This window comes from Halorubrum sp. Atlit-8R, from assembly GCF_003666025.1.
Lineage (GTDB): Archaea > Halobacteriota > Halobacteria > Halobacteriales > Haloferacaceae > Halorubrum > Halorubrum salinarum.
This window is the reverse complement of the sequence record NZ_QPLV01000001.1, coordinates 92311-113842: the sequence shown is the minus strand read 5'-3', so window position 1 is coordinate 113842 and position 21532 is coordinate 92311. Positions and strand designations below refer to the sequence as shown.

The 21532-nt window shown below is 73.7% G+C and carries 20 protein-coding genes and 1 tRNA gene; 8 read left to right on the top strand and 13 right to left on the bottom strand.

Annotation, left to right across the window (positions count from 1 at the left end; all coding sequences use genetic code 11):
• The first annotated feature begins 43 nt into the window (after positions 1-43).
• The 4 genes from DVK05_RS00495 to DVK05_RS00480 all read left to right on the top strand — a co-directional run bounded on the left by DVK05_RS00495 (position 44) and on the right by DVK05_RS00480 (position 4959).
• Positions 44-1525 carry a glycerate kinase gene (locus DVK05_RS00495; RefSeq protein ID WP_121561506.1) on the top strand — a complete coding sequence of 494 codons (1482 nt, stop codon included), beginning with the start codon at positions 44-46 and terminating at the stop codon, positions 1523-1525.
• 20 nt (positions 1526-1545) lie between these two features.
• Positions 1546-2604 carry an ornithine cyclodeaminase family protein gene (locus DVK05_RS00490; protein WP_121561505.1) on the top strand — a complete coding sequence of 353 codons (1059 nt, stop codon included), beginning with the start codon at positions 1546-1548 and terminating at the stop codon, positions 2602-2604.
• A gap of 74 nt (positions 2605-2678) precedes the next feature.
• Positions 2679-3176 carry a dihydrofolate reductase gene (locus tag DVK05_RS00485; protein WP_121561504.1) on the top strand — a complete coding sequence of 166 codons (498 nt, stop codon included), beginning with the start codon at positions 2679-2681 and terminating at the stop codon, positions 3174-3176.
• Positions 3177-3294: 118 nt separating this feature from the next.
• Entirely contained in the window at positions 3295-4959 is a 1665-nt protein-coding gene (locus tag DVK05_RS00480; protein WP_121598737.1) for a histidine kinase N-terminal 7TM domain-containing protein, read from the top strand.
• A 46-nt stretch (positions 4960-5005) separates the two neighbouring features.
• Here DVK05_RS00480 and DVK05_RS00475 read toward each other — a convergent pair whose 3' ends face one another.
• From DVK05_RS00475 to gatB, 6 genes are all read right to left on the bottom strand, one after another.
• Entirely contained in the window at positions 5006-5779 is a 774-nt protein-coding gene (locus tag DVK05_RS00475; RefSeq protein ID WP_121561502.1) for a 23S rRNA (uridine(2552)-2'-O)-methyltransferase, read from the bottom strand.
• Positions 5780-5935: 156 nt separating this feature from the next.
• Positions 5936-6406 carry a hypothetical protein gene (locus DVK05_RS00470; protein ID WP_121561501.1) on the bottom strand — a complete coding sequence of 157 codons (471 nt, stop codon included), beginning with the start codon at positions 6404-6406 and terminating at the stop codon, positions 5936-5938.
• A gap of 78 nt (positions 6407-6484) precedes the next feature.
• Entirely contained in the window at positions 6485-7021 is a 537-nt protein-coding gene (locus DVK05_RS00465; RefSeq protein WP_121561500.1) for a GNAT family N-acetyltransferase, read from the bottom strand.
• Positions 7018-7239 carry a ubiquitin-like small modifier protein 2 gene (locus DVK05_RS00460; protein WP_121561499.1) on the bottom strand — a complete coding sequence of 74 codons (222 nt, stop codon included), beginning with the start codon at positions 7237-7239 and terminating at the stop codon, positions 7018-7020. The genes DVK05_RS00465 and DVK05_RS00460 overlap by 4 nt, the downstream gene beginning before the upstream one ends.
• Before the next feature lie 52 nt (positions 7240-7291).
• Positions 7292-7606, bottom strand: coding sequence for a hypothetical protein (locus DVK05_RS00455; protein ID WP_121561498.1), 315 nt, complete (start codon positions 7604-7606; stop codon positions 7292-7294).
• 28 nt (positions 7607-7634) lie between these two features.
• The gene (gene gatB, locus DVK05_RS00450; protein WP_121561497.1) at positions 7635-9122 is read right to left on the bottom strand and encodes an Asp-tRNA(Asn)/Glu-tRNA(Gln) amidotransferase subunit GatB; all 1488 of its coding nucleotides are present in this window, start codon (positions 9120-9122) and stop codon (positions 7635-7637) included.
• A 313-nt stretch (positions 9123-9435) separates the two neighbouring features.
• Here gatB and DVK05_RS00445 point away from each other — a divergent pair, with 313 nt between their 5' ends.
• Positions 9436-12624, top strand: coding sequence for a PAS domain-containing protein (locus tag DVK05_RS00445; RefSeq protein ID WP_121561496.1), 3189 nt, complete (start codon positions 9436-9438; stop codon positions 12622-12624).
• A 52-nt stretch (positions 12625-12676) separates the two neighbouring features.
• The gene (pyrE, locus tag DVK05_RS00440; RefSeq protein ID WP_121561495.1) at positions 12677-13225 is read left to right on the top strand and encodes an orotate phosphoribosyltransferase; all 549 of its coding nucleotides are present in this window, start codon (positions 12677-12679) and stop codon (positions 13223-13225) included.
• An 18-nt stretch (positions 13226-13243) separates the two neighbouring features.
• Here the strand turns inward: pyrE and DVK05_RS00435 are convergent, their stop codons facing one another.
• On the bottom strand, positions 13244-14206 hold the full coding sequence (locus DVK05_RS00435; protein WP_121561494.1) for a MoxR family ATPase: 963 nt from the start codon (positions 14204-14206) through the stop codon (positions 13244-13246).
• Positions 14207-14364: 158 nt separating this feature from the next.
• On the opposite strand from DVK05_RS00435, the gene DVK05_RS00430 reads away from it, so the two are divergent.
• Positions 14365-14449 (top strand) — tRNA-Ser (locus tag DVK05_RS00430).
• A gap of 92 nt (positions 14450-14541) precedes the next feature.
• On the opposite strand, the gene DVK05_RS00425 is transcribed toward DVK05_RS00430, so the two are convergent.
• From DVK05_RS00425 to DVK05_RS00415, 3 genes are read right to left on the bottom strand one after another with little or no spacing between them, the layout of a single operon-like run.
• Positions 14542-15165 carry a dolichol kinase gene (locus DVK05_RS00425; RefSeq protein WP_121561493.1) on the bottom strand — a complete coding sequence of 208 codons (624 nt, stop codon included), beginning with the start codon at positions 15163-15165 and terminating at the stop codon, positions 14542-14544.
• A gap of 4 nt (positions 15166-15169) precedes the next feature.
• Positions 15170-16960: a glycine--tRNA ligase gene (glyS, locus tag DVK05_RS00420; RefSeq protein ID WP_121561492.1), complete on the bottom strand. Its 1791-nt coding sequence runs from the start codon at positions 16958-16960 to the stop codon at positions 15170-15172.
• A complete protein-coding gene (locus DVK05_RS00415) occupies positions 16961-17809 on the bottom strand; it encodes a CBS domain-containing protein (protein ID WP_121561491.1) in 849 nt (282 codons plus the stop codon). It lies immediately after the preceding gene.
• A gap of 275 nt (positions 17810-18084) precedes the next feature.
• On the opposite strand from DVK05_RS00415, the gene DVK05_RS00410 reads away from it, so the two are divergent.
• The gene (locus tag DVK05_RS00410) at positions 18085-18306 is read left to right on the top strand and encodes a hypothetical protein (protein WP_053771909.1); all 222 of its coding nucleotides are present in this window, start codon (positions 18085-18087) and stop codon (positions 18304-18306) included.
• 46 nt (positions 18307-18352) lie between these two features.
• Here the strand turns inward: DVK05_RS00410 and DVK05_RS00405 are convergent, their stop codons facing one another.
• The 3 genes from DVK05_RS00405 to DVK05_RS00395 form a co-directional block, all read right to left on the bottom strand.
• Positions 18353-19255, bottom strand: a complete 903-nt coding sequence (locus tag DVK05_RS00405) for a ketopantoate reductase family protein (protein WP_121561490.1) — start codon at positions 19253-19255, stop codon at positions 18353-18355.
• Positions 19256-19326: 71 nt separating this feature from the next.
• Positions 19327-20556 (bottom strand): pyridoxal-phosphate dependent enzyme, encoded by a 1230-nt coding sequence (locus DVK05_RS00400; protein ID WP_121561489.1) that lies wholly within the window; start codon positions 20554-20556, stop codon positions 19327-19329.
• Complete coding sequence (locus tag DVK05_RS00395) at positions 20556-21512, bottom strand: succinylglutamate desuccinylase/aspartoacylase family protein (protein ID WP_121561488.1); 957 nt, start codon at positions 21510-21512, stop codon at positions 20556-20558. The genes DVK05_RS00400 and DVK05_RS00395 overlap by 1 nt, the downstream gene beginning before the upstream one ends.
• Between the last annotated feature and the right edge of the window lie 20 nt (positions 21513-21532).

Sequence of the window (21532 nt, the reverse complement as noted above, 5' to 3'; positions counted from 1 at the left end):
CGAACTCTCTTGTCACGACAGGCCGCATCTCGACCGAGAGCCGATGTCCGGTCCGCCAGACGCCGACCCTTCCGTGACCGTCGCCGACCGCGAGCGACACGCGAGCGACCCGGCCCGCGAGGTGGCGCTCGACTGCGTCGTCGCCGGGATCGAGGCGGCGCACCCCGCCGCGGTCGTCGCCGACGCGCTCGCGCTCGACGGCGACGTGCTGACCGTCGCGGCCGCCGACGGAGCGACGACCGACCGCGACCTCGCCGCGTACGACCGCGTGCTGGTCGTCGGCGCGGGCAACGCGGCGGGCCACTTCGCGGCCGCGGTCGAGCGGCTGCTCGGCGACCGGATCGACGGCGGCGCGGTCGTCACGGACGACCCGGTCGAGACCGAGCGGGTCGCGGTCCTCCCCGGCGACCACCCGACGCCGAGCGAGGCGGGCGTCGAGAGCGCTCGACGGGTGCGGGAGGTCGCGGCCGACGCCGGCGAGTCCGACCTCGTGCTCGGGCTGATCACCGGCGGCGGAAGCGCGCTGCTGGCCGCGCCGGCCGAGGGAGTCGCGCTCGGCGACCTCCGCGAGACGACCGACGCGCTGCTGGCGAGCGGGGCGACCATCTCGGAGATCAACGCGGTCCGCAAGCACCTCTCGGCGGTGAAGGGCGGGCGGCTGGCGCGGGCGGCCGCCCCCGCCGACGTCCTCGGCCTCGCGGTCAGCGACGTGACCGGCGACGACCCCGCCGTGATCGCGAGCGGCCCCCTCTCGCCCGACCCGACGACCTTCGCTGACGCGCTCGCCGTCCTCGACCGGTACGGGATCGACGCCCCCGGCGCCGTCGCGGATCGCCTCGAACGCGGCGCCGCGGGCGAGGTCGCGGAGACGCCCGGGCCGGGCGAGTCACCGTTCGACGGCGGCGGCGTCGACGTCCGGATCGTCGCGAACGCGCGCACGGCCCTGACCGCCGCCCGCGAGGCAGCCGCCGAGCGGGGGTACGAGCCCCTCGTGCTCTCGGCGCGGATGCGCGGCGAGGCGCGGGAGGCGGCGAAGGCGCACGCGGCGGTCGCCGAGGAGTGCCGGGCGGTCGGGGAGCCGGTCGAGCCGCCGGCGGTCCTCCTCTCGGCCGGCGAGGTGACGGTGACGCTCGGCGACGACCCCGGAACGGGCGGGCCGAACGGGGAGTTCGCGCTGTCGGCGGCGCTCGAACTCGACGCGGCGGGGGCCGACGGCGAGGGGGTCGCCGTCGCGAGCGTCGACACCGACGGGATCGACGGCGCCACGGACGCCGCGGGGGCGCTGGTCGACGACCGCCTCGTCGGCGAGGGCGGGGCGCTCGACCGCGAGGCGGCCGCGGCTGCGCTCGACGCGCACGACGCGTACCCGGTCCTCGACGACGCGGGGGCGCTGATCCGCACCGGCCCGACCGGGACGAACGTCAACGACCTGCGCGCGGTCGCGGTCGCGGAGCGCGGCGGGCGTCCGGACGACGGCGGCGCCCGAGCGGACGGCGGCGACGGCGGTTCGGAAGGGACTAAGTAGCGGCCGGCAAATTCTGCGACATGCAGACGCTGCTCTTGAACGCGGACGACGTGGACGAGAACGCCGAGATGGACCGCGTGATCGACGCGGTCCGCGGCGCGTTCACGGCCTACGAGCGGGGCGACGCGAAGATGCCGGCGAAGTCGTACATCGACCTCCCCGAGTACAACGGCGACTTCCGCTCGATGCCGGCCTACCTCGACGTGCGCGAGGAGGACGTGGCCGAGGAGACCGAGGAGGGCGACGGCTGGGACGCCGCCGGGATCAAGTGGGTGAACGTCCACACCGACAACCCCGCCGACCACGACCTGCCGACCGTGATGGGGACGATGATCTACTCCGACCCGGAGACGGCGTTCCCGCTCGCGGTCCTGGACGGCACGACGCTGACGATGAAACGCACCGGCGCGGCCGCCGCGGTCGCGACCGACCACCTCGCGGTCCCGGACGCGACGAGCATGGGGATCGTCGGCGCCGGCGTCCAGTCGTACACCCAGCTCGAAGCGATCGCGGCGGTCCGGGACATCGAGGAGGTCGTCGTGAGCGACCTCGACGAGGCGCGCGTCGCCGACTTCGTCGACGCCTTCGAGGACCGGTTCGACGTGCGCGCAGGCTCGATCGCCGAGGCCGGCCACTGCGACGTGCTCTCGACGGTCACCCCCGTCGAGGACCCGATCGTCGGCCCGGACGACGTGGGCGACCACACCCACGTCAACGCCATGGGCGCGGACGCCGAGGGCAAACACGAACTGGCGGACGACCTCCTCCTGGACGCCACCGTCGTCATCGACGACCACGAGCAGTGCACCCACTCCGGCGAGATCAACGTCCCGTACGCCGCGGGGACGCTCACCGACGACGACATCTACGGCGAGATCGGCGAGATCGTCGTCGGCCGCCGCGCGGGCCGCCCCGGCACGCCCGGCACGCCGGCCGACGCCGACGGCGTGCGCGGCGTCAGCGTCTTCGACTCGACGGGGCTCGCGATCCAGGACGTGGCGGCCGCCCGCGTCGTCTACGAGCGCGCCGACGAACTGGACAACGGCTACCCGTTCGACCTGCTCGGCCTCGACGGCTGAGTCCGTCCGCCTCGCTCGGCCTCGACGACCCCGGCCGACGCGCCGCTTTTGCCCCTCCGTCCCCTACCGCGTCCGTGAAACTCGTCAGCGTCGCCGCGCTCGCGGAGAACCGGGTGATCGGGAGGGACGGCGAGGTGCCGTGGCCCCACATCGAGGCGGACGTCAGGCAGTACCGCGAGCGCGTCGCGGGCTCGCCGGTGATCTTGGGGCGGCGCACCTTCGACTCGATGCGCGACGACCTCCCCGGCAGCCGCCAGATCGTCGTGAGCCGGAGCGTCGAGGCGGTGGACGTGCCGACCGCGAGCGTCGCGAACGGCGACGAGGCGGCGATCGAACTGGCCCGCGACGCCGTCGCCGAGGTCGGCGTCGACACGGCGTACGTCCTCGGCGGCGGGGGCATCTACGACCTGTTCCAGCCGCACCTCGACGGGATGGCCCTCAGCCACGTCGACGGCGCCTACGAGGGCGACACGTACTACCCCGAGTGGGACGACGACGAGTGGGAGGTCGCCGCGGAGACGGCGTACGACCGGTTCACGCTCCGCGAGTGGGTCAGGCGCGCCGCGAACTGACTGCCGCGCTCGGCCGGGACCGCCGAACCGGCGACACATACGCAGAGATATATTTCTCGTCCGACGTTCTGTCCCCGAGTGAGCGACCAAATTAAGTCATTCCCCTCCGATATGCGATGTGTCCGTGACGGTCATGTGGTGGCTCGTCGGGCTGTTCGCCCTCTCGGGAGCCGCCTGCTTCGCGGCCGCGTTCCACGGGTCGCGCCTGCGGAACGGCGACGGCCGGCGGGGGCTGCGCTGGCTCCTGGTCCTCGTCGGCGTCTGGGGGTTCCTCCAGGCGGGCGTGCTGCTCGCCGGCGAGGAGTCGACGGCGGTGGCGCTGTACGTCCTCGCGCTGATCGTCGGGTTCGCCACGCCGTTCGCGTGGCTGTACTTCGCCTCGGCGTACGCCGGCCGCGACTACCACCGGCGGCCGGGCTACCGGCGGGCCGGGGTCGCGCTCTACGTCGCGGTCGTCGCGCTGAAGCTCACGAACCCGATCCACGGGCGCTACTTCGAGGCGTCGCTCCGGACGGAGCCGGTCCGCCGGCTCGTCGTCGAGGAGGGGGCGCTGTACTGGGCGTCGCTGGCGGCCGCGTACCTCCTCTCCGGGGTCGGCTTCTACCTCCTGTACCGGCTGTTCAAGCGGTCCGAGGGGTCGTCGTGGACGCTGGCCGGGCTGTTCGCGGCGACCGGGCTCGCGGTCGTGCCGAACGCGGTCGCCCTCGCGGCGCCGAACCTCCTCCCCCAACTGAGCTACGAGCCGCTCGGCGTGGCCGTCTTCGCGGTCGGGGCCGTCTACCTCGTCGAGGACACCTTCCTCGCGGTCGAGGAGAGGACGACGCGGGCGTTCGTCGAGCGCACCGCCGGCGCCGTCCTCGTCCTCGACACCGAGGGGCGGCTCCGCGACCACAACGAGCGGGCGGCCGACCTGTTCCCCGCGATCCCCGACGGGGCGGAGCGCGTCGAGGAGTTCGCCCCGGGCGTCGCCGAGCGGTACCGGACGGAGGCGCCCGCGCTCGTCGACGTCGACGACGCGGGGCGGACCCGGACCTACTGCGTCACGAGCGAGCCGCTCGCGGTCGGCGGCGCGGCGTTCGGGTGGGCGCTGCTGGTCCAAGACGTGACCGCCATCGAGCGGCAGCGCGAGCAGCTCGACCGCCACGAGGAGCAGCTGAGGGACATGGCCGGCGCGATCGCGCACGAGCTGCGGAACTCCGTCGCGGTCGCCGACGGCCACCTCGCAGAGGCGGAAGACCGGCTCGGCGAGGGCGACGCGGGGGCCGCCGCCGAGTCGGTGGACGTGGCGCGGCGCCGCGTCGCCCGGATCGGCGGGGTCGTCGAGGACCTCCACACCCTCGCGCGGTACGCGCGCGACGTCGACGAGTCGACGTTCGTCGACTTCGAGGCCGCGGTGGCCGACGCCGCGGCCGCGTCCGAGGCGGACGTGGAGGTGGCCGTCGAGGGCAACGGGCGGATACGCGCGGCGCCGACCCGGCTCAAACAGCTGTTCAAGAACGCGTTCGCGTTCGCCGACTTCAACGAGGCGGCCGCCGTGACCGTGACGCTGACCGACGACGGGTTCGCGGTCGCCGACGACGGCCGGTTCACGGGCGACGACGGCGGGGAGCTCCTGTTCGAGTACGAGAGCGCCGAGCCGAGCGCGGAGGCTGGGATGGCGCTGCCGAACGTCCGCGCGCTCGGCCGGATCGAGGGCTGGAGCGTCGAGCCGGACCGCGACTACGAGGCGGGCGTCAGGTACGCGGTGCGCGGCGCGACCGTCGAGCGGGACGCGGCCGCGTGACGCGCTTGGTGAGGACCCGACCGCGTGCCCTGCCGGGGCGACCGGCTCAGTCGCCGTCGACGCGCTCGGCGAACCCGAACCGCGGCTTCACGTCGGTGACCTCGACCGTGAGCGTCTCGCCGACGTCGCCGTCGACGAACAGCGTGTACCCCTCGACGTAGGCGATCCCGTCGCCCTCGTCGCCCTCCTCTTCGACCGTCACCTCGACGCGGTCGCCCTCGGCGACCGGGGAGGTCGTGTACCCCTTCGCGACGAGGTACACCTCCGAGGACGAGTCCCGCGAGGCGGGCGGCGAGACGGTCCGCACGTACTGGAACGACTCGCTCACGTCGTCGCGGAAGTCGTCGAGGTCCTGGCCCTGGAACACCTTCACGACGAAGTCGCCGCCGGGCGCGAGCAGTTCGTCCGCGGTGTCGAGCGCCTGCCGCGCGAGGTGGACCGACCGGGCGTGGTCGAGGGAGTACTCGCCGGTCATGTTCGGCGCCATGTCGGAGAGGACCGCGTCGGCGCCGCCCTCGCCGACCGCCTCGCGCAGGTAGTGACGGGTGCGCTCCTCGGTCATGTCGCCGCGGATCGTCTCCACGTCGTGGTCGTCGAACTCGTCGATGCGCTGGAGATCGACGCCGACGACGGTGCCTTCCTCGCCGACCGCCTCGGCCGCGACCTGGAGCCAGCCGCCGGGCGCGGCGCCGAGGTCGACCACGGTGTCGCCGCGGTCGAGCAGGTCGGCCTCCTCGTCGAGCTGTTTCAGCTTGTAGGCGGACCGGGCGCGGTACCCCTGCTGTTTGGACCGGTTGTAGTAGTCGTCTTTCCCGCTCATGCGTCGGTCACCGCGGCCCGGGAGGGGGCCGCCGAACCCGCGGGCGAATTCGCGCTCATACCCGTAACGACGGGGGCGACCGGGAAATGAACGTCGAATGCGTGCGCGTCGGGGAGAGGGCGCTGAGCGCTTCGGCGGCGCGCGGATGAGGAAGGGCTACTCGCGCCCTCGCAGCCACGTCGCGACCCGCCCGAGGCGAGACGCGAGCTCGGCGAGCGGCCGCCGCCCGTCGCTCTCGGTCGACGGGTCGGGCGTCGGCTCGGTCGATGCGTTGTGCGTCGGCCCGGCCGAGCGGCCGGACGTCCGCTGCGCCGCGACGATCGACTCGTAGGTGTCGATCACCTGCTGGCGCTGCCGCTCCTTCGACTCGATTTCCGCTTCGAGCGCCGCGACTTCCGCTTCGAGCGCGGCCACCTCGTCCGCGAGCCGCTCGACCCGGTCCGCCGGCGGGTCGCACTCGGCCGCGCGGGCCCCGTCGCGGCCGGGTCGGTCCGGAACGGGCCGCTCGTCGTCGGTCGATCGATCGTCCGCGGACGCGGCCGGGCGGAGCCTGGGGCCGTCGATCGAGTCCACCGCCTCGCCGTCGGTGCCACCGGGATCGAGGGATCCGGACGCTGAGGGCATCATCCGTGAGAGGTGTGCGTACGAGTGCCACACTGAAAAGCCTCAGTCAGCCGCGAGTCCGACGCGCCGCTTGCGCGGGGTTCACGACCGCTCGCGACCGGTCACGGGCGCCCGACCCGCGAGCCGGTCCGAACTGCCGCTGGCGTCGTCGCCCGCCGCTCCGTGAGCGTCGTCGCCCGGCGCTTCCTCGGCGTCGTCCCCTCGCGCTCCCGCCGGCCGGACCGCGAACCCGAGGCCCTCGTAGAACCCCCGCAGGTCGGCGTCGAACGTCGCGGTGACGGCCGCGACAGCGGGGTCCGACGCCCCCCGGTCGAGCGCGGCCGCGACGAGCGCGGCGCCGATTCCCTCCCCTCGGCGCGCCCGCCTGACCGCGACGGCGTCGACGTGGAGTCGATCCGAGTCGGGTCGGACGGCGACCAGCGCGCCGACGACCCCGCCGGTCCGCGCGGAGCGGGCGACGACGGCGTCGCCCGCGTCGATCCGGTCGTCGACGGTCGCCGCGTCGGTCGAGAGCATCGCGGCGTCGAGGATCCGGAGGGCGTCGAGGCGGTCGTCGGGCGTCGCCCGCTCGACGGTCACGTCCGCGGGCGGATCGGGGCGAGGTCCCTCGGCGGTCACGGCGGGTCGCTCGCGCCCGTCCCGCCCTTGATCAGCCGCAGGACCCGCACCTCCGCGGCGTCGACGACGCGGTCGCCGGGGACCGGCGAGCCGTCGACCAGCGCGGACGCCTCCTGCGGGTGGTAGCCCGCCTCGCGGATCAGGTCGTCGTACGTCGCGTCGGCGGCGAGGCTGTACTCGGCGGTCCCCTCGCCGACGATCTCGACGGTCACGTCCATGGGCGCCGTAGCGGGCGCGGCGGCGTCAATCGCACGGTTCCGGCGGCTCGGCTCAGTCGCCGGCCGGCTCGCGGACGTTCCACGTGTAGAGGAACCACGCGACCGCGGCGCCGACGGCGACCGCCACCAGCGCGCCGGGCCGCGGGACCGTGCCGGTCCACGCGTCGACGACGAGGAGGCCCGTCGCGGCCGCGGCGACGACCAGCACGCGCGCCGCGTCGCGGGCGAGCGCCGCCTCGCGCTCGGGCGGCAAGTCGCCGTCGTAGCCGGCGATCAGGTCGGCCGCGTCGCCGCGGCGGATCGCCCACGCGAGAAGGAGACAGACCTCGCTGACGTGGCCGATCAGGACGGTTTCGACGATCGCCATGGCGCTTTCTCGGTCGCGTCGGTCCGGCTCAGTCGTCCAGTTCCTCGCGGAGCAGGCCGTTCACCTGGCCGGGGTCGGCGCTGCCGCCGGTCGCCTGCATCACCTGGCCGACGAGGAAGTTGATGGCGCCCTCGTCGCCGTCGTGGTAGTCGGCGACCGCGTCGGGGTTCTCGTCGATGGCGGCCGCGACCGCGGCCTCGACCTCGCCGCTCTCGGCCTTGCCGAGGTCCTCGCGCTCGATGATCGTCTCGGGGTCGTCGCCCTCGTCGAGCATCTCGCGGAGGACGATCTCCTCGGCGTTCTTCACGGTCAGCTCGTCGGCGGCGACGAGCTCGATCAGGCGCGTGAACTCGTCGAGCCGCCCCTCGACGTCGGTGATCTGCATCTCGCGGTAGTTGAGCTCGCCGAGCAGGTTGTCGGCGACCCACGTCGCCGCGAGGTCGGGGTCGAACTCGCCCGCCACGTCCTCGAAGAAGTCGGCGACCGCCTTCGTGGAGGTGAGCTTCGAGGCCGCCTCGCGGTCGAGCCCGTACTCGTCGCGGAAGCGCTCGCGGCGGGCGTCGGGGAGTTCCGGGATCGCGATCGACTCCTTCCAGTCGGCCACCTCCAGCGCGGGGAGGTCGCCCTCGCGGAAGTAGCGGTAGTCCTTCTCGGCCTCCTTCGAGCGCATGCCGACGGTGACGCCGCGGTCCTCGTCCCAGTGGCGGGTCTCCTGTTCGATCTCGCGGCCGCGGCGGAGGACGTTCTCCTGGCGGGTGACCTCGTAGGCGAGCGCCTGCTCCGCGCCCTTGTGGCTGGAGATGTTCTTCACCTCGGCGCGGTTCACCTCGTCGAGCGCGTCCCCGTCGATCGTCCCGTCGTCGGCGACGTGCTCCGCGGGGACTAAGGAGACGTTGGCGTCGACGCGCAGGCTCCCGTCGCGGCCGGGGTCGAACACGCCGAGGTACTCCAGCACCTCCTCCAGCTTGGCGAGGAACGCCCGCGTCTCGGCCGGCGAGCGGAAGTCCGGTTCCGTGACGATCTCCATGAGGGGGGTGCCAGCGCGGTTGTAGTTGACGAGGGTGTGGGTCGCCGACTCGATGGAGCCGCCGGCGTGCTGGAGGCTGCCGGGGTCCTCTTCGAGGTGCGCGCGGGTGATCCCGATGGTCCGCGGGTCGCCGTCGACGCGGACCTCCAGTTCGCCCTCGGCGCAGATCGGCGCGTCGTACTGGGTGAGCTGGAAGTTCTTCGGGAGGTCGGGGTAGTAGTAGTTCTTCCGGTGGAACGTGGTCGTCTCGGGGATGTCGGCGTCGATCGCCTTCCCGACCTTCACGGCGGCCTCGACGGCGGCCTCGTTGAGGACGGGGAGCGCGCCCGGCAGCCCGAGGCAGGTCGGGCAGGTGCGCGTGTTCGGCGCCTCGTCCTCGGCGGGCTCCGTCGAGCAGCCGCAGAAGATCTTCGTGTCGGTCTCGAGCTGGACGTGGACCTCCAGCCCGATCACGACTGTCCGGTCCGCCGTCGCGGCCTGCGTGCTCATTACCGGAGCGTTGTGAGCGGGCCGCCTAAATCGTGTCGGGACCGTCGCCGCCGGCGTCGACCGGTCGGCCGCGGCCGCGACGCCGCGAGGAACCGCCGGTATCGATTCCGAAAACGCGGAGGGAACGGTTATGTGGGGGACGTTCGTAGCAGAGCCGATGACCGACGCGACGAGCCGGGAGGGTACCGAGCCGAACGGGGTCGGCGAGCCGACCGTCCCCCCGGCCCGGCGACCAGAGGCGAGAGGGCCGCGGCCGGGATGACCGCCGCCGACCGCCCCCGCCGCGGACGACCGCGACGCACGCCCGCAACAGATGCCTGGTGAGTCGACGCTCCACCTCGGAGAGCCGGTCGACGCCGCGTGGGGGGCCCTCCCGGAGGGGACCCGGACGGTCCCGCACGGCGGCCGGGAGAGCGACGGCGTCGGGTGCCCGGACGCGGTGATCGTCCGGCTGCGCGACGGGGCGGCGGGCGAGCGCGGCCGCGCCGTTCGTGACCGGCTGCGGGCGGTCCGCGACCGCTACCCCGACGCGACGACGCTCGCGTACACCGTCGAGGACGACGCGGACGCGGCGATCGACGCGAGCCGGATCGGGGTCGAGTACGCCTCCGGCCGACGGCTGGCGGCCGACGGCGAGACGCTCGCGGACCGGCTCGACGCCGGGCGGGAGGATCCACGACCCGACGGCACGCTGCGTCGGGAGCGCGAGGCCGCCCTCGAACCGTTCATTCGGATCGTCTCGGACCGGACGACCGACCTCGACGAGAAGCTCGACGAGCTGTTGGCGCTGGGCCGCGACCGGCTCGACCTTTCCATCGGCTACTCCTCGCGGGTCGAGGGCGACCGGATCGAACTCCGACAGTACAGCGACGGGACCGGGACGGTGGCGTCGTTCGCCGAGGACGCGCTCGACGACGACGGGACGCTGCCGCTGGACCTGACCTACTGTAAGCGGACGGTCCGGAGCGACGACGTGGTCGCGTTCACCGACCCCGAGGCCGCGGGCCTCGGCGACGACCCGGCCTACGAGGCGTTCGGCTTCGGCAGCTACGTCGGCGGCCGGGTCGTCGTCGACGGCGAGACGTTCGGGACGCTCTGTTTCCTCGACCCGGAGCGCCGCGACCGGCCGTTCGACGAGAGCGAGCGGCTGTTCGTCGAGCTGCTCGCCGACTGGCTGGGGCGGGCGCTCGAACGGCGGGTCGCCCGCGAGGAGCGCGAGGCGGCCGTCGACCGATTCGAGGAGACCCTCGAACGGATCGACGACGCCTTCTTCGCGCTCGACGACGACTGGCGGTTCACCTACGTCAACGAGCGGGCCGCGGCGCTGTTAGAGCGCGACCCGGACGAGCTGCTCGGCGCCGACGTCTGGGCGGAGTTCCCGGCGGCGATAGGCGAGGAGTACGAGACGAACTACCGGCGGGCGATGGAGACGCAGGAGTCCGTCTCCTTCGAGAGCTACTACGAGCCGCTGGACCTGTGGACCGAGGTGACCGCGTACCCCTCGCCCGACGGGCTCTCCGTGTTCTTCGCGGACGTCACGGACCGGAAGCGCCGCGAGCGGGTCCTCGAACGGCTCCTCGGCACCGTGGAGGGAATTCAGCGGGCCGACGGGAGGGAGGCCGTCGCCGACCGGCTGATCGAGGCCGCCGACGAGGTGCTGGGCTACGAGATCAGCGGCGTGCGGCTGTACGACGCCGACGCGGACCTGCTCCGGCTGGTCGCGACGAGCGACGGGGTCGGCGACCGGTTCGCCGACAGCCGCGGGCCGCGCCGCCCCGGCGAGGGGTTCACCGGCGGAGTGTTCGAGTCGGGCGACCCGCGGGTGATGGACGACATCGAGTCGCTCGGCGACGGGCGGTCGTACCACGGAATGCGCTCCGTCGCTGCGGTCCCGCTCGGCGGTCACGGCGTGCTCATCGTCGGCGCGGTCGAACCGAGCGCCTTCGGCGAGGACGACCTCGCCGTCCTTGAACTGCTGGCGACGAACGCGGTCGCGGCGATGGACGCCGCGGACCGCCGCCGCCGGCTCCGGACCTACGAGGACGCGCTGAAGAACGTCGACGACATGGTGTGCGTGCTCGACGCCGACGGCGCCGTCACGTACGCCACCGCGCCGTTCGTCGCGTGGTTCGGGGCCGACGACCGCGACGAGGTCGTCGGGGAGCGGCTCGACGCGCTCGTCGACGCGGCCGACGCGCCGCGGGTGGCCGACGCGGTCGGGGCGCTCACCGACCCGACGGCCGACGACGCCGGCGGCCCCGAGCCGGCACGGACGATCGAACTGACCGCCGAGCGCGACGGCGACCCGCGGCCGCGGCACGGCCAGCTGCGGCTGTCGCGGCTCTCCGACCACGGGGGCGGCGTCGTCGGGTCGCTGAGCGACACGACGGACCTCCGGCGGACGCAGACCGAGCTGTCGACGGAGCGTGACCGCTTCCGGCGGCTGTTCGACCGGATCCCCGACCCGGTGATGGAGGTCGTCCTGGAGGACGACGAGACGGTGATAGACGGGGTCAATCCCGCGTTCGAGCAGCAGTTCGGCGCGGACGAGGCGTCGCTCCGCGGCCGGACGATCGGCGCCTTGGACATCCAGGACGACCGGCTGGGGGACAGCGAGCGCGGCGGCGACGAGGAGGCGGACCTCGACGCGCTGGTCCGCGAGCGCGGGTTCGCGACGCGAGAGGTCCGCCGGCAGACCACGGACGGCCCGCGGGAGTTCCTCTTCCGCGGGTTCAGCTACGAGACGGAGGGGACCCGTCGGGCGTTCGGGATCTACACGGACATCACCGACCGGAAGCGCCGCGAGCGGTACGTGCGGATCGTCAACCGGATCCTTAGGCACAACGTCCGCAACGAGCTGAACGTCGTGTTCGGCTTCGCCGGCGAGATCGCCGACCGCAGCGACGACGGGCAGGTCAGCGACTTCGCGGAGCGGATCGAGGCCACGGGCAAGCGGCTGGCGGGCGTCGCCGACGGCGCCACCACGCTCCGCCGCGTCGTGGAGGAGGGGTACGTGACCGACCCGGACGCGGTCGACGTGGCCGAGGTCGTCGAGGCGGTCGCGTCGAAGCACGCGGCCGAGCGGTCCGACGCGCGGATCACCACCGACGTGCCGGCGGGGACCGCGGTGCGGGGCGACGACCGCCTCTCGGTCGCGGTCGACCACCTCGTGGAGAACGCCGTCGAGCACGGCGGGGACGCCCCGCGCGTCGCGGTGACCGCCGAGCGCGACCCGGACGACGGCGTCGTGGCGGTGCGCGTCGCCGACGACGGCCCCGGGATCGCGGCCGCGGTCCGGGACGTGATCACCGGCGACAGCGAGGTGACGCAGCTACAGCACAACACCGGCGTCGGGCTGTGGATCGCCGCCTGGGTCGTGGAGGCGTACGGCGGCGAGATCCGGTTCGGCTCCGGGCTCGACGGCGAGGGGACGACGGTGACGCTCGTGCTCCCGGCCGCGGAGCGGAGCGGTCCCGGGCTCGACGGCGGGGACGAGCGGTAGCCGCCCTCCGCGTTCCGACCCGTTTATTGTCGGCGGCGGTCCGTCTCAGTGTATGACCGACGACGACCGACGACGCGAGCTGATCGCCGCGCTCACCGCGGCCGACGCCGTCCGGTTCGGCGAGTTCGAGCTGTCCCACGGCGGCACGAGCGACTACTACGTCGACAAGTACCTCTTCGAGACCGACCCGGACGCCCTGACGCTCGTCGCCGAGGCGTTCGCCGACCGGCTCGCCGAGACGGACGCGAAGCTGGCGGGCGTCGCGCTCGGCGCGGTCCCGCTGGTGGCCGTCACGGCCGCGGAGCTCGGCCGCCCGTACGTCATCGCGCGCAAGCAGGCGAAGGAGTACGGGACGGGCAACCGGATCGAGGGGCGGCTCGACGACGGCGAGGAGGTCGTCGTGATCGAGGACATCGCCACGACGGGGCAGTCCGCGGTCGACGCGGTCGAGGCGCTCCGCGAGGCGGGCGCGACCGTGGACCGCGTGCTGGTCGTCGTCGACCGCGAGGAGGGCGCCGCGGAGCTGCTCGAAGAACACGACGCGGAGCTGGAGTCGCTGCTCACGGCGACGGAGCTGCTGGCGGAGCGGGACGCGGAGTAGCCGCGGCGCCGAGGCGACTTACGCCTCCGGCGGCTCGACCGTCGGCACCGCGACGCGGTCGAGCACGTCGGCGATCACGTCGCGCTCGTCGACGTCGTTGACGGCGGCGTCGGGCGTCAACACGAGCCGGTGAGCGAGCGTCGGCTCCGCGACCCGCTTCACGTCGTCCGGCGTGACGAACTCGCGGCCGGCGAGGACGGCGGCCGCGCGGGCGGTCTCGAAGAGCCGCTGGGTGCCGCGGGGGGAGACGCCGGCCTCGACGCGGCGGTCCTCGCGGGTCGCCCGCGCCAGCGCCGCCGCGTAGCGCAGCAGGTCGTCGTCGACGCGGACCGACTCGGGCACCTCCCGCAGCGCCGCCACGGCGTCGGGGTCGAGCACGCGGTCGACGGTCGGCGACTGCTCGACGCGGCCGGCGCGGCGGCGGAGCAGCTCCAGCTCGCCGTCCTCGTCGGGGTAGCCGATGGAGGTCTTGATCGTGAACCGATCGAGCTGGGCCTCCGGCAGCGGGAACGCGCCCTCGCTCTCGACCGGGTTCTGGGTCGCGATCACGTAGAACGGGCTCGGGAGCGCGTGGGTCTCGCCGTCGACGGTCACCTGGCCCTCCTCCATCGCCTCCAGCAGCGCCGCCTGCGTCTTCGGCGGCGCGCGGTTGATCTCGTCGGCGAGGACGACGTTCGCGAAGATCGGCCCCGGCGAGAACGAGAAGGAGCCGTCGCGCTCGTCGAACACGTTGGTGCCGGTGACGTCGGCGGGCAGGAGGTCGGGGGTGAACTGGATCCGGGAGAACTCCAAGCCGAGCGCGGTCGCGAACGAGCGCGCCGAGAGGGTCTTGCCGGTGCCGGGCACGTCCTCCAAGAGGACGTGGCCGCGGGCGAGGATGCCGAGCGTGACGCGGTCGAGGAACTCGCGGTCGGCGACGACGGCGCCGCCGACCTCGTCGACGACGCGGGAACAGGCGTCGGCCGCTTCGGGGACGTCCATACCGACCGCACGGGAGCCGGGCCGAAAAGCGTTGCCGGAAGCGGAGACCGCGGGGGGACGGGGGCGCGCGGACCCGGTCGGGGTCGCCGGTGATCGGGGCACCGCGCCGCGGGCGCGATCGAAACGCATAACAGCGGAACCGGCCAACCGGAGAGTGAGCCGAGGTAGCCTAGCCTGGCCAAGGCGGTAGATTCGAAATCTACTGTCCATTCGGACACCGGAGTTCAAATCTCCGCCTCGGCGCTTCTCTCAGTTCCGTTCGGCGAGCGACGGCGTCGTCGCCCCTCGGGCGGGAGCTCCCGAGCGACCGCGCCACGCGGTCTCAATCAACCGTGTTACGCGATCAGCGCCGCCGCGAGGAACATCCCGCCGGCGGCCGCGGGCGGGATGGTGAGGTTGTCGTCGACGGCGACGCCGCGGATGAGCGGCGGGAGCCCGTCCGCGACCGCGGCGGGGATCGCGCCGGCGAGCGCGACGATCACGCCCGGGTCGGGACCGAACGCCGGGATCGCGTACGGGACGGCGATCCCGAAGCAGACGAACACCATCGCGGCCACCACGGAGAGGCGCTTCGGCTCGGTCGCCGGGTTCTCGCCGAGGCCGCCGCTTATCGGGTCGCCGACCGAGAGCATCCACATCGCGGGCACGGCGAACACCGGCGCGAAGAGGAGCGCGGTGCCCGCCATGCTCACTTGGTACAGCGCGTAGCCGGCGACGCCGTCGGACTCGTACTCCCGGACCAAGGCGTCGTACAGCGGGTCGAGCGGGCCGACCGACCCCGAGAGTCGGAGCGCTTCGAGGACGGCCGCGACGGCGACGCTCACGAGGAGCAGCCGGCCGGTCGTCCGCCACGAGATCCAGCCCAGCAGGTACGGGACCGGATAGAGGGTGCCGCTCGCGTGGACCAGCCGCCGCTCGAACTCCACGCGCTCGCGCCACGCCGCGGCCGGGAGCGTCACGCCCTCAGTTCCCCGCGGTCTCGACGTCGGTGTCGACCGCGTCGTACCGGTCCGCGACCGCGGCGAACGGCTCGCCCTCGCGCAGCGCCGTCAGCTCGGCGGCGAGGTCCGCGACGGGGATCCGGACCTGCGCCGCGGAGTCGCGCTCGCGGAGCGTGACGGTGTCCGGGCCGTCGCCCTCGATGCCGTCGCGGTCGACCGTGACGCAGAACGGCGTGCCGACCTCGTCCTGCCGGCGGTAGCGCCGGCCGATCGAGCCGGAGTCGTCGTACGCGACCGCGAGCCCCGCGGCCCGCAGGTCGGCCGCGACCTCGTCGGCGAGCGCCGTGAGGCGGTCGTCGTTCGTCACCAGGGGGAAGACCGCGGCGTCCTGCGGCGCGACCTCGGGCGCCAGGGAGAGGTACGTCCGCTCCTCGCCGTCGACCTCGTCGGTCTCGTAGGCGTGCGCCAGCAGCGTCTGGACGGTGCGGCCGACGCCGAACGAGGGCTCGACGACGTGGGGCGTGATGTGCTCGCCGCTCTCGGTCACCTCCTCGACCGAGAAGTTCGCGACGTCGGCGTCGACCTCGCGCGGTTCGCCCTCCACGTCGACCGTCACCGTCTCGCCGTCGAAGGCGTCGGGGTCGCGCTCGGCGAGCGCCTCGAGCGCCTCGGCGACCGCGGCCGCGTCGCCGCCGAACTCGGGCCCCAGCACGGACATGTCGGGATCGACCGTCGCGCGCTCGACGGTCTTCGGCTCGTCGTAGCGCTTGAATACGGTGAACGCGTCGTCGCCGTACTCGTCGTGCTTCGAGAGGTCGTAGTCGCCGCGGTACGCGAAGCCGGCAATCTCGATCCAGTCGCCGTCGACCTCGCTCTCCGCGTCCCAGCAGTCGGCCGCGTAGTGGGCGCGCTCGCCCGCGAGGTGCTGGCGGAACCGGAAGCGGTCGAGGTCGACGCCGACGCGCTCGTACCACTCCTGGGCGACGCCGAGGTAGTAGCCGACCCACGGGGAGCCGATGACGCCCTCGTCGACCGCCTCGCCGACCGTCGTGTCGAGGTAGTCGCCGTCGTCCGCCTCCTGCTCGCTTGCCGGGTACAGCCGGACCTCCACGTCGCGGACGCGGTCGAGCGGCGGCTCGTCTGCCTCGGGGTCGATGAACTGCTCGAGCTCGGCCTGCGTGAACTCGCGGAGGCGGAGGAGCCCGCCGCGCGGCGAGATCTCGTTGCGGTAGGCGGGGCCGATCTGGGTGATGCCGAACGGGAGGTTCCCGCGGGCGTACTCCTTCAGCCGCGGGAACTCGACGAAGATCCCCTGCGCCGTCTCCGGGCGGAGGTAGCCGGGCTGGGCGTCGCCGGGGCCGATGTCGGTCGCGAACATGAGGTTGAACGCCTCGACCGGCTGGCCGGCGAGCTCGGTGCCGCAGGCCGGGCAGGCGATGCCGTTATCGGCGATCAGCTCGGCGACCTCCTCGCCGGGGAGCGCCTCGGCGTCCTCGACGTCGGTGGCGTCCTCGACGAGGTGGTCGGCGCGGTGGGACTCGCCGCACTCGGGGCACTCGACGAGCATGTCGTCGAACCCCTCCAGGTGGCCGGAGGCCTCGAAGACGGCCTCGGGCATCACCGTCGGCGCCTCGATCTCGCGGTTCCCCTCGCGGATGGTGAACCGGTCGCGCCACGCGTCCTCGACGTTCCGCTTGAGTGCGGCGCCCTGCGGGCCGAACGTGTAGAAGCCGGCGGTGCCGCCGTACGCGCCGTTCGAGCCGAAGAAGAACCCGCGCCGCTTCGCGAGTTCGGCGAGCGCGTCCGCGGCCATCTACAGCCCCTCCAGCAGGTCCACGTCCCGGACGATCCCGTCGAGGTCCGTGCCGGAGACGAGCGGGACCTGCTCGATGTCGTTGCTGATGAGCTCCTGGGCGACCTCCCGGGCCGTCCGCGTGGCGTTGACCGTGATCAGGTCCTCGGTCATGAAGTGGCGGACCGCCTCGGCCGGGATCTCGACGTTCCGGGTAGGGAGGTAGCGCGCGCCGGTCGCCTTGATCCCCTCCCAGGACCACTCGGAGTCCTCCTCGGCGATCGAGTCGCCGGTGCTGGCCTCGCCCTCGACGACGCGGGCGACCTCCAGGATGTCGACCTCGGTGAGCATCCCCGCGACCGCGGCCTCGTCGTCGAGGACGACCGCGTACGGGACCCCGGAGAGCCCGATCTCGCGCTCGGCGACCGGCAGCGGCGTGCCGGCGTGGGTCGCGTTGACCGCGCGCGTCGCGAGCTCGCCGACCTGGGTCTCCCCGTCGACCTCGCCGCGGGCGATCGCCCGCACCACGTCGGTGACGGTGAGGATGCCGACGAGCTCGTCGCCGTCGACGACGGGGAGGCGCCGGGACTCCTCCGCGACCATCGTCCGGGCGGCCTCGACCATGTCGTCGTCGGCCTCGACGGTCGGCACCTCGCGCATCAGCAGCGCGAGCTGGTCCTCGTCCGGCTGCTCGATCAGGTCGTCTCGCGTGACGAGCCCGCGGTACACCTCGTCGCCGTCGGCGTCTTTCACGACCGGCACCGAGGAGAAGCCGTGCTCCTGGATGTACTCCAACACGTCGTTGCGGCTCCCGGGGATCTCGACGACGACGAGCTCCGACCGGGGCGTCATGGCGTCTGCGACGTTCATGCCCGTCATTCAGCGTGACACCTCTTGTATACTGCGAAGGTGGGCCGAGACGGACCGCGTGGCGCACGGGGAAACGCCGGCCGCGCGCGGAGCCGGAGGCCCCGGGCGGGAGCCCCCGGCGAGCCGATGAGAAAGTCGACACGTTCGAGCACATCGTCGGCCGAGGGGCCGCGTATCGGCAGATACGTCGGCCGGCGGTCCCCGGAAACTCGGATCTGACGGCGGATTCCGGTCGGGTTCGCAACTCTTATACGTACTGTGAACTATTCACAACCATGTCACGGAGTTCCACTCCTTGGGACGACCCGGACCCCGACCGCCGTCGGACGGCCCTGCCGACGGACCCGGCGCTCGACGCCGCCGAGGCGCCGGACGTGATGGCGTCCATCGACTCCTCGTCGTCGCGGCCGGAGCTCGTCATCGCGGACGTCTCGCGGGAGGACGCGTGGGTGTCGGTCGACGAGACCGACGCGACCGTCCTCGAGGAGTGGTGTTGAGCGCGTAGCGGCCGCGGACGCCGCCCCGGACCTTTTCGCGGTTCGTCTACCCCTGCCGGAGCCCCCGCGCCGCCTCCCAGCCGCGGATCAGCGACCCGACGGTCCGGCACGTCGGGACCGCCACGGCGTGACGCTCCGCTCGGTCGGCGATCGCCCCGTAGACGGCGTCGACCTCGGTCCGGCGGCCGTTCGCCACGTCCTCGCACATCGACGACCGGTTCGCGGCGGTGTCGTCGGCGACGCGCTCGACGGCCGCGACCGCCCGGTCGTCGGCGAGGTCGATCCCGACCGCTCGGGCGGTCGCGGCCGTCTCGCGGGCGGCCTCGCGGGCGACCTCGCCCGCCGGCCCGTCCAGCGTCGGCCCGTTCTCGGTCCGCACGAGCGCCGAGGGGCCGTTGATCCCGGCGTTGACCGCGAGCTTCTCGAAGCGGCGGACCGGCATGTCCTCGGCGACGACCGCCTCGATCCCGGCCGCCTCGAAGGCGGCGCCGACCCGCGCGGCCGCCGGGCTCGGGCCCCCGGAGAGCGCGCCGACCACCACCTCGCCGACGCCGGTACAGGTGACGCGACCCGGCTCCGCGAACCGGGCGCCGTAGGTCGCGGTGCCGGCGAGGACCGTCGCGTCGAGCGCGGCGACCAGCCGCTCCTCGGTGAGGCCGTTCTGGAGCGAGCAGACCGCCTCGTACTCGCCGGTCGCGAGCGCCCGGGCGGCCGCGTCGGTGTCGTACGCCTTCGTCGTGACGAGGGCGAGGTCGGCGGCGCGGTGCCGCCCGTCGGTGAGCGCGCGAGGGGTGACGCAGATGTCGATCTCGCCGTCGATCCGGAGGCCGTCCTCCCGGATCGTCCGCATGTGCGGGTCGCGGCCGACGAGCGTCACGTCGTGTTCGCGCGCCAGCAGCCCGCCCACGAGGCTCCCGAGCGCGCCGGCGCCGTAGACGAGCACCTCCATACCGACGGCGACGGGCGCCGGCTGAATAGTGGTGACGGTGGGGCGGGTCGGCGCCGACCGCGCCGTCCGCCTCAGCCCTTCAGCCCGCTGCCGGTCAGCGGCACGACGACGTCCTCGTCGGGACCGATCTCGCCGCGGTCGCGGAGGGTCCGCAGCGCGGCGGGCGCGACCGCGCAGGTCGGCTCCGTGTAGAACCCGGCGGCGTGGAGCCGGTCGAGCTCGCGGGTCGCGGCCGCCTCGGTGACGGCGACCGCGTCGCCGTCCGTCGCGTCGACGGCCGCCAGGATCTCGCGGTCCCGGACCGGCTCCGCGATCTGGATCCCGTCGGCCGCCTCGTTGACGGCGCCCTCCGGGTCGGCCGCGTCCGGGCCGTGGAGCGCCCGGACGATCGGGGCGACGCCGGCCGCCTGCGCGCCGTAGAGCCGGGGGACGGAGTCGGTCCAGCCGGCCCGTTCGAGCCGCCGGAACCCGCGGTAGGCGCCGAGGAAGAGCGTCCCGTGGCCGAGCGGCGTCACGACCGCGTCGGGTGCGTCCCAGCCGCGCTGGTACGCGATTTCGTACGCGACCGTGGCGGTCCCCTCGAAGAACGCCGGGTTCCAGGCGTGGCTGGCGTACCAGGCGGGGTCGTCGCCGTCGGCGGCCGGGCCGCCGTCGTCGCCCGCGGGGTCGTCTCCGCTTCCGTCGAGCGCCGCGACGCACGCCTCGGTCACGTCCCGCCGGCTCCCCTCGATCCGGACCGGCTCGGCCCCGGCGCGGCGGATCGCCGCGAGCTTCGACTCCTTCGCGTCGGCGGGGACGTAGATCTCGGCGCCGATCCCGGCGCGGGCGGCGTAGGTCGCGACCGCGGCGCCGGCGTTGCCGGAGGAGTCCTCGACGACGCGCTCGACGCCCAGCTCGCGGGCCCGCGTCAGCGTCGTCGTCGCGCCGCGGTCCTTGAACGAGCCGGTCGGGAAGACGTACTCCAGCTTGAACGAGGCGTTCCACGGCGCGGCGCCGTCGTCGCCGTCCGCGTTCGCCGCGGGTCCGCCCCCGTCGTCGGCGTCGACGAGCGGCGTCAGCCCCTCCCCGAGCGTCACCCGGTCAGCGGGGTCGTCGCCGACGGCGAGGAAGCCGTCGAACGCCCAAAGGCCGTCGCGCGCGTCGAACGACTCGGGGTCGGGCGCCGGACCGTCCGGAACCGGGGGCTCGGCGAAGTCGAGGGGGGCGCCGCACCGGCAGCGCCAGCGGTCGCGGTACGTGTCGCCGCACTCGGGGCAGCGGAGGGCGCGCACTCCCTCGCTCGGTCCGTCGGGAGAGCCCATCAGTACTCGTCGACGTTGGTGCCGATCGAGCAGACGTACTCGCCGGCGGCCACCTGCGGGAGCCGGCGCGTCCGCCAGAAGATCCCGTCCGTGTCGGCGGTGACGCGGCCCTCCAGGGCGCCGAAGGTGTCGGTCACCTCGAAGAGGACGTCGCCGGCCGAGACGCGCTCGCCGAGCTCGCGCTCGAAGCGGACGAGGCCGCCGGCGGGCGAGCCGTACTGGTCGAAGCCGCGGGCGCGCGTCTGCGAGTCGAGCGCGGCGTCGCCGTCGAGGAACCCGTAGTGGCGGAGCACGTTGAACACGCCCTCGACGCCGTACCGGATCGACTCCTCGTCCCAGCCGACGCAGCCGCCGAGCTCGGGGTCGACGGTGGGGATCCCGTGTTCCGGGCCGGCCCGGGCGAGCTGGCCGTCCGGGCCCTTGATGTCGAGGACGTGCCCGCAGCCGAACGCCTTCGCGAGCTCCAAGCAGTCGCCGTGGAGGCGGTGGCGGACGCCGCAGCGGACGCGCGTCTCGTTTATCATCCGGCTCGTCGACCCCTGGTGGAGGTCGAGGATGTAGTCGGCGCGCTTGGCGACCTGGAACGTCTCGTGGGCGATCCGCTCGCTCGTCGTCCCGTCGGCGTCGCCGGGGTAGCCGCGGTTCATCTTCCGGTCGTCGACCGGGTTCCGGTGTTCCGCCGCCTGGAAGGCGAAGTGGTTCACGATGCCGACGACGAGGACCGACCCGGACAGCTCGGCCGGGTCGAGGCGCGGGACGACACGGTTGACGACGCCGAGCCCGTTCAGCTCGTCGCCGTCGCTCACCGCCTGGACGTACAGCGTCGGCCCGTCGGCCGCGCCGTTGATCGCGGCGACCGGCAGCCGGACGGGGCTCCCGTCCCGCATCTCCCCCACCTCGAGACGGCCCGTGTCCGTCTCGCCCGGAGCGGCGCGGGCCGTTCCCAGCGTTATCATTACGCGGAGGTGGGGCGGGC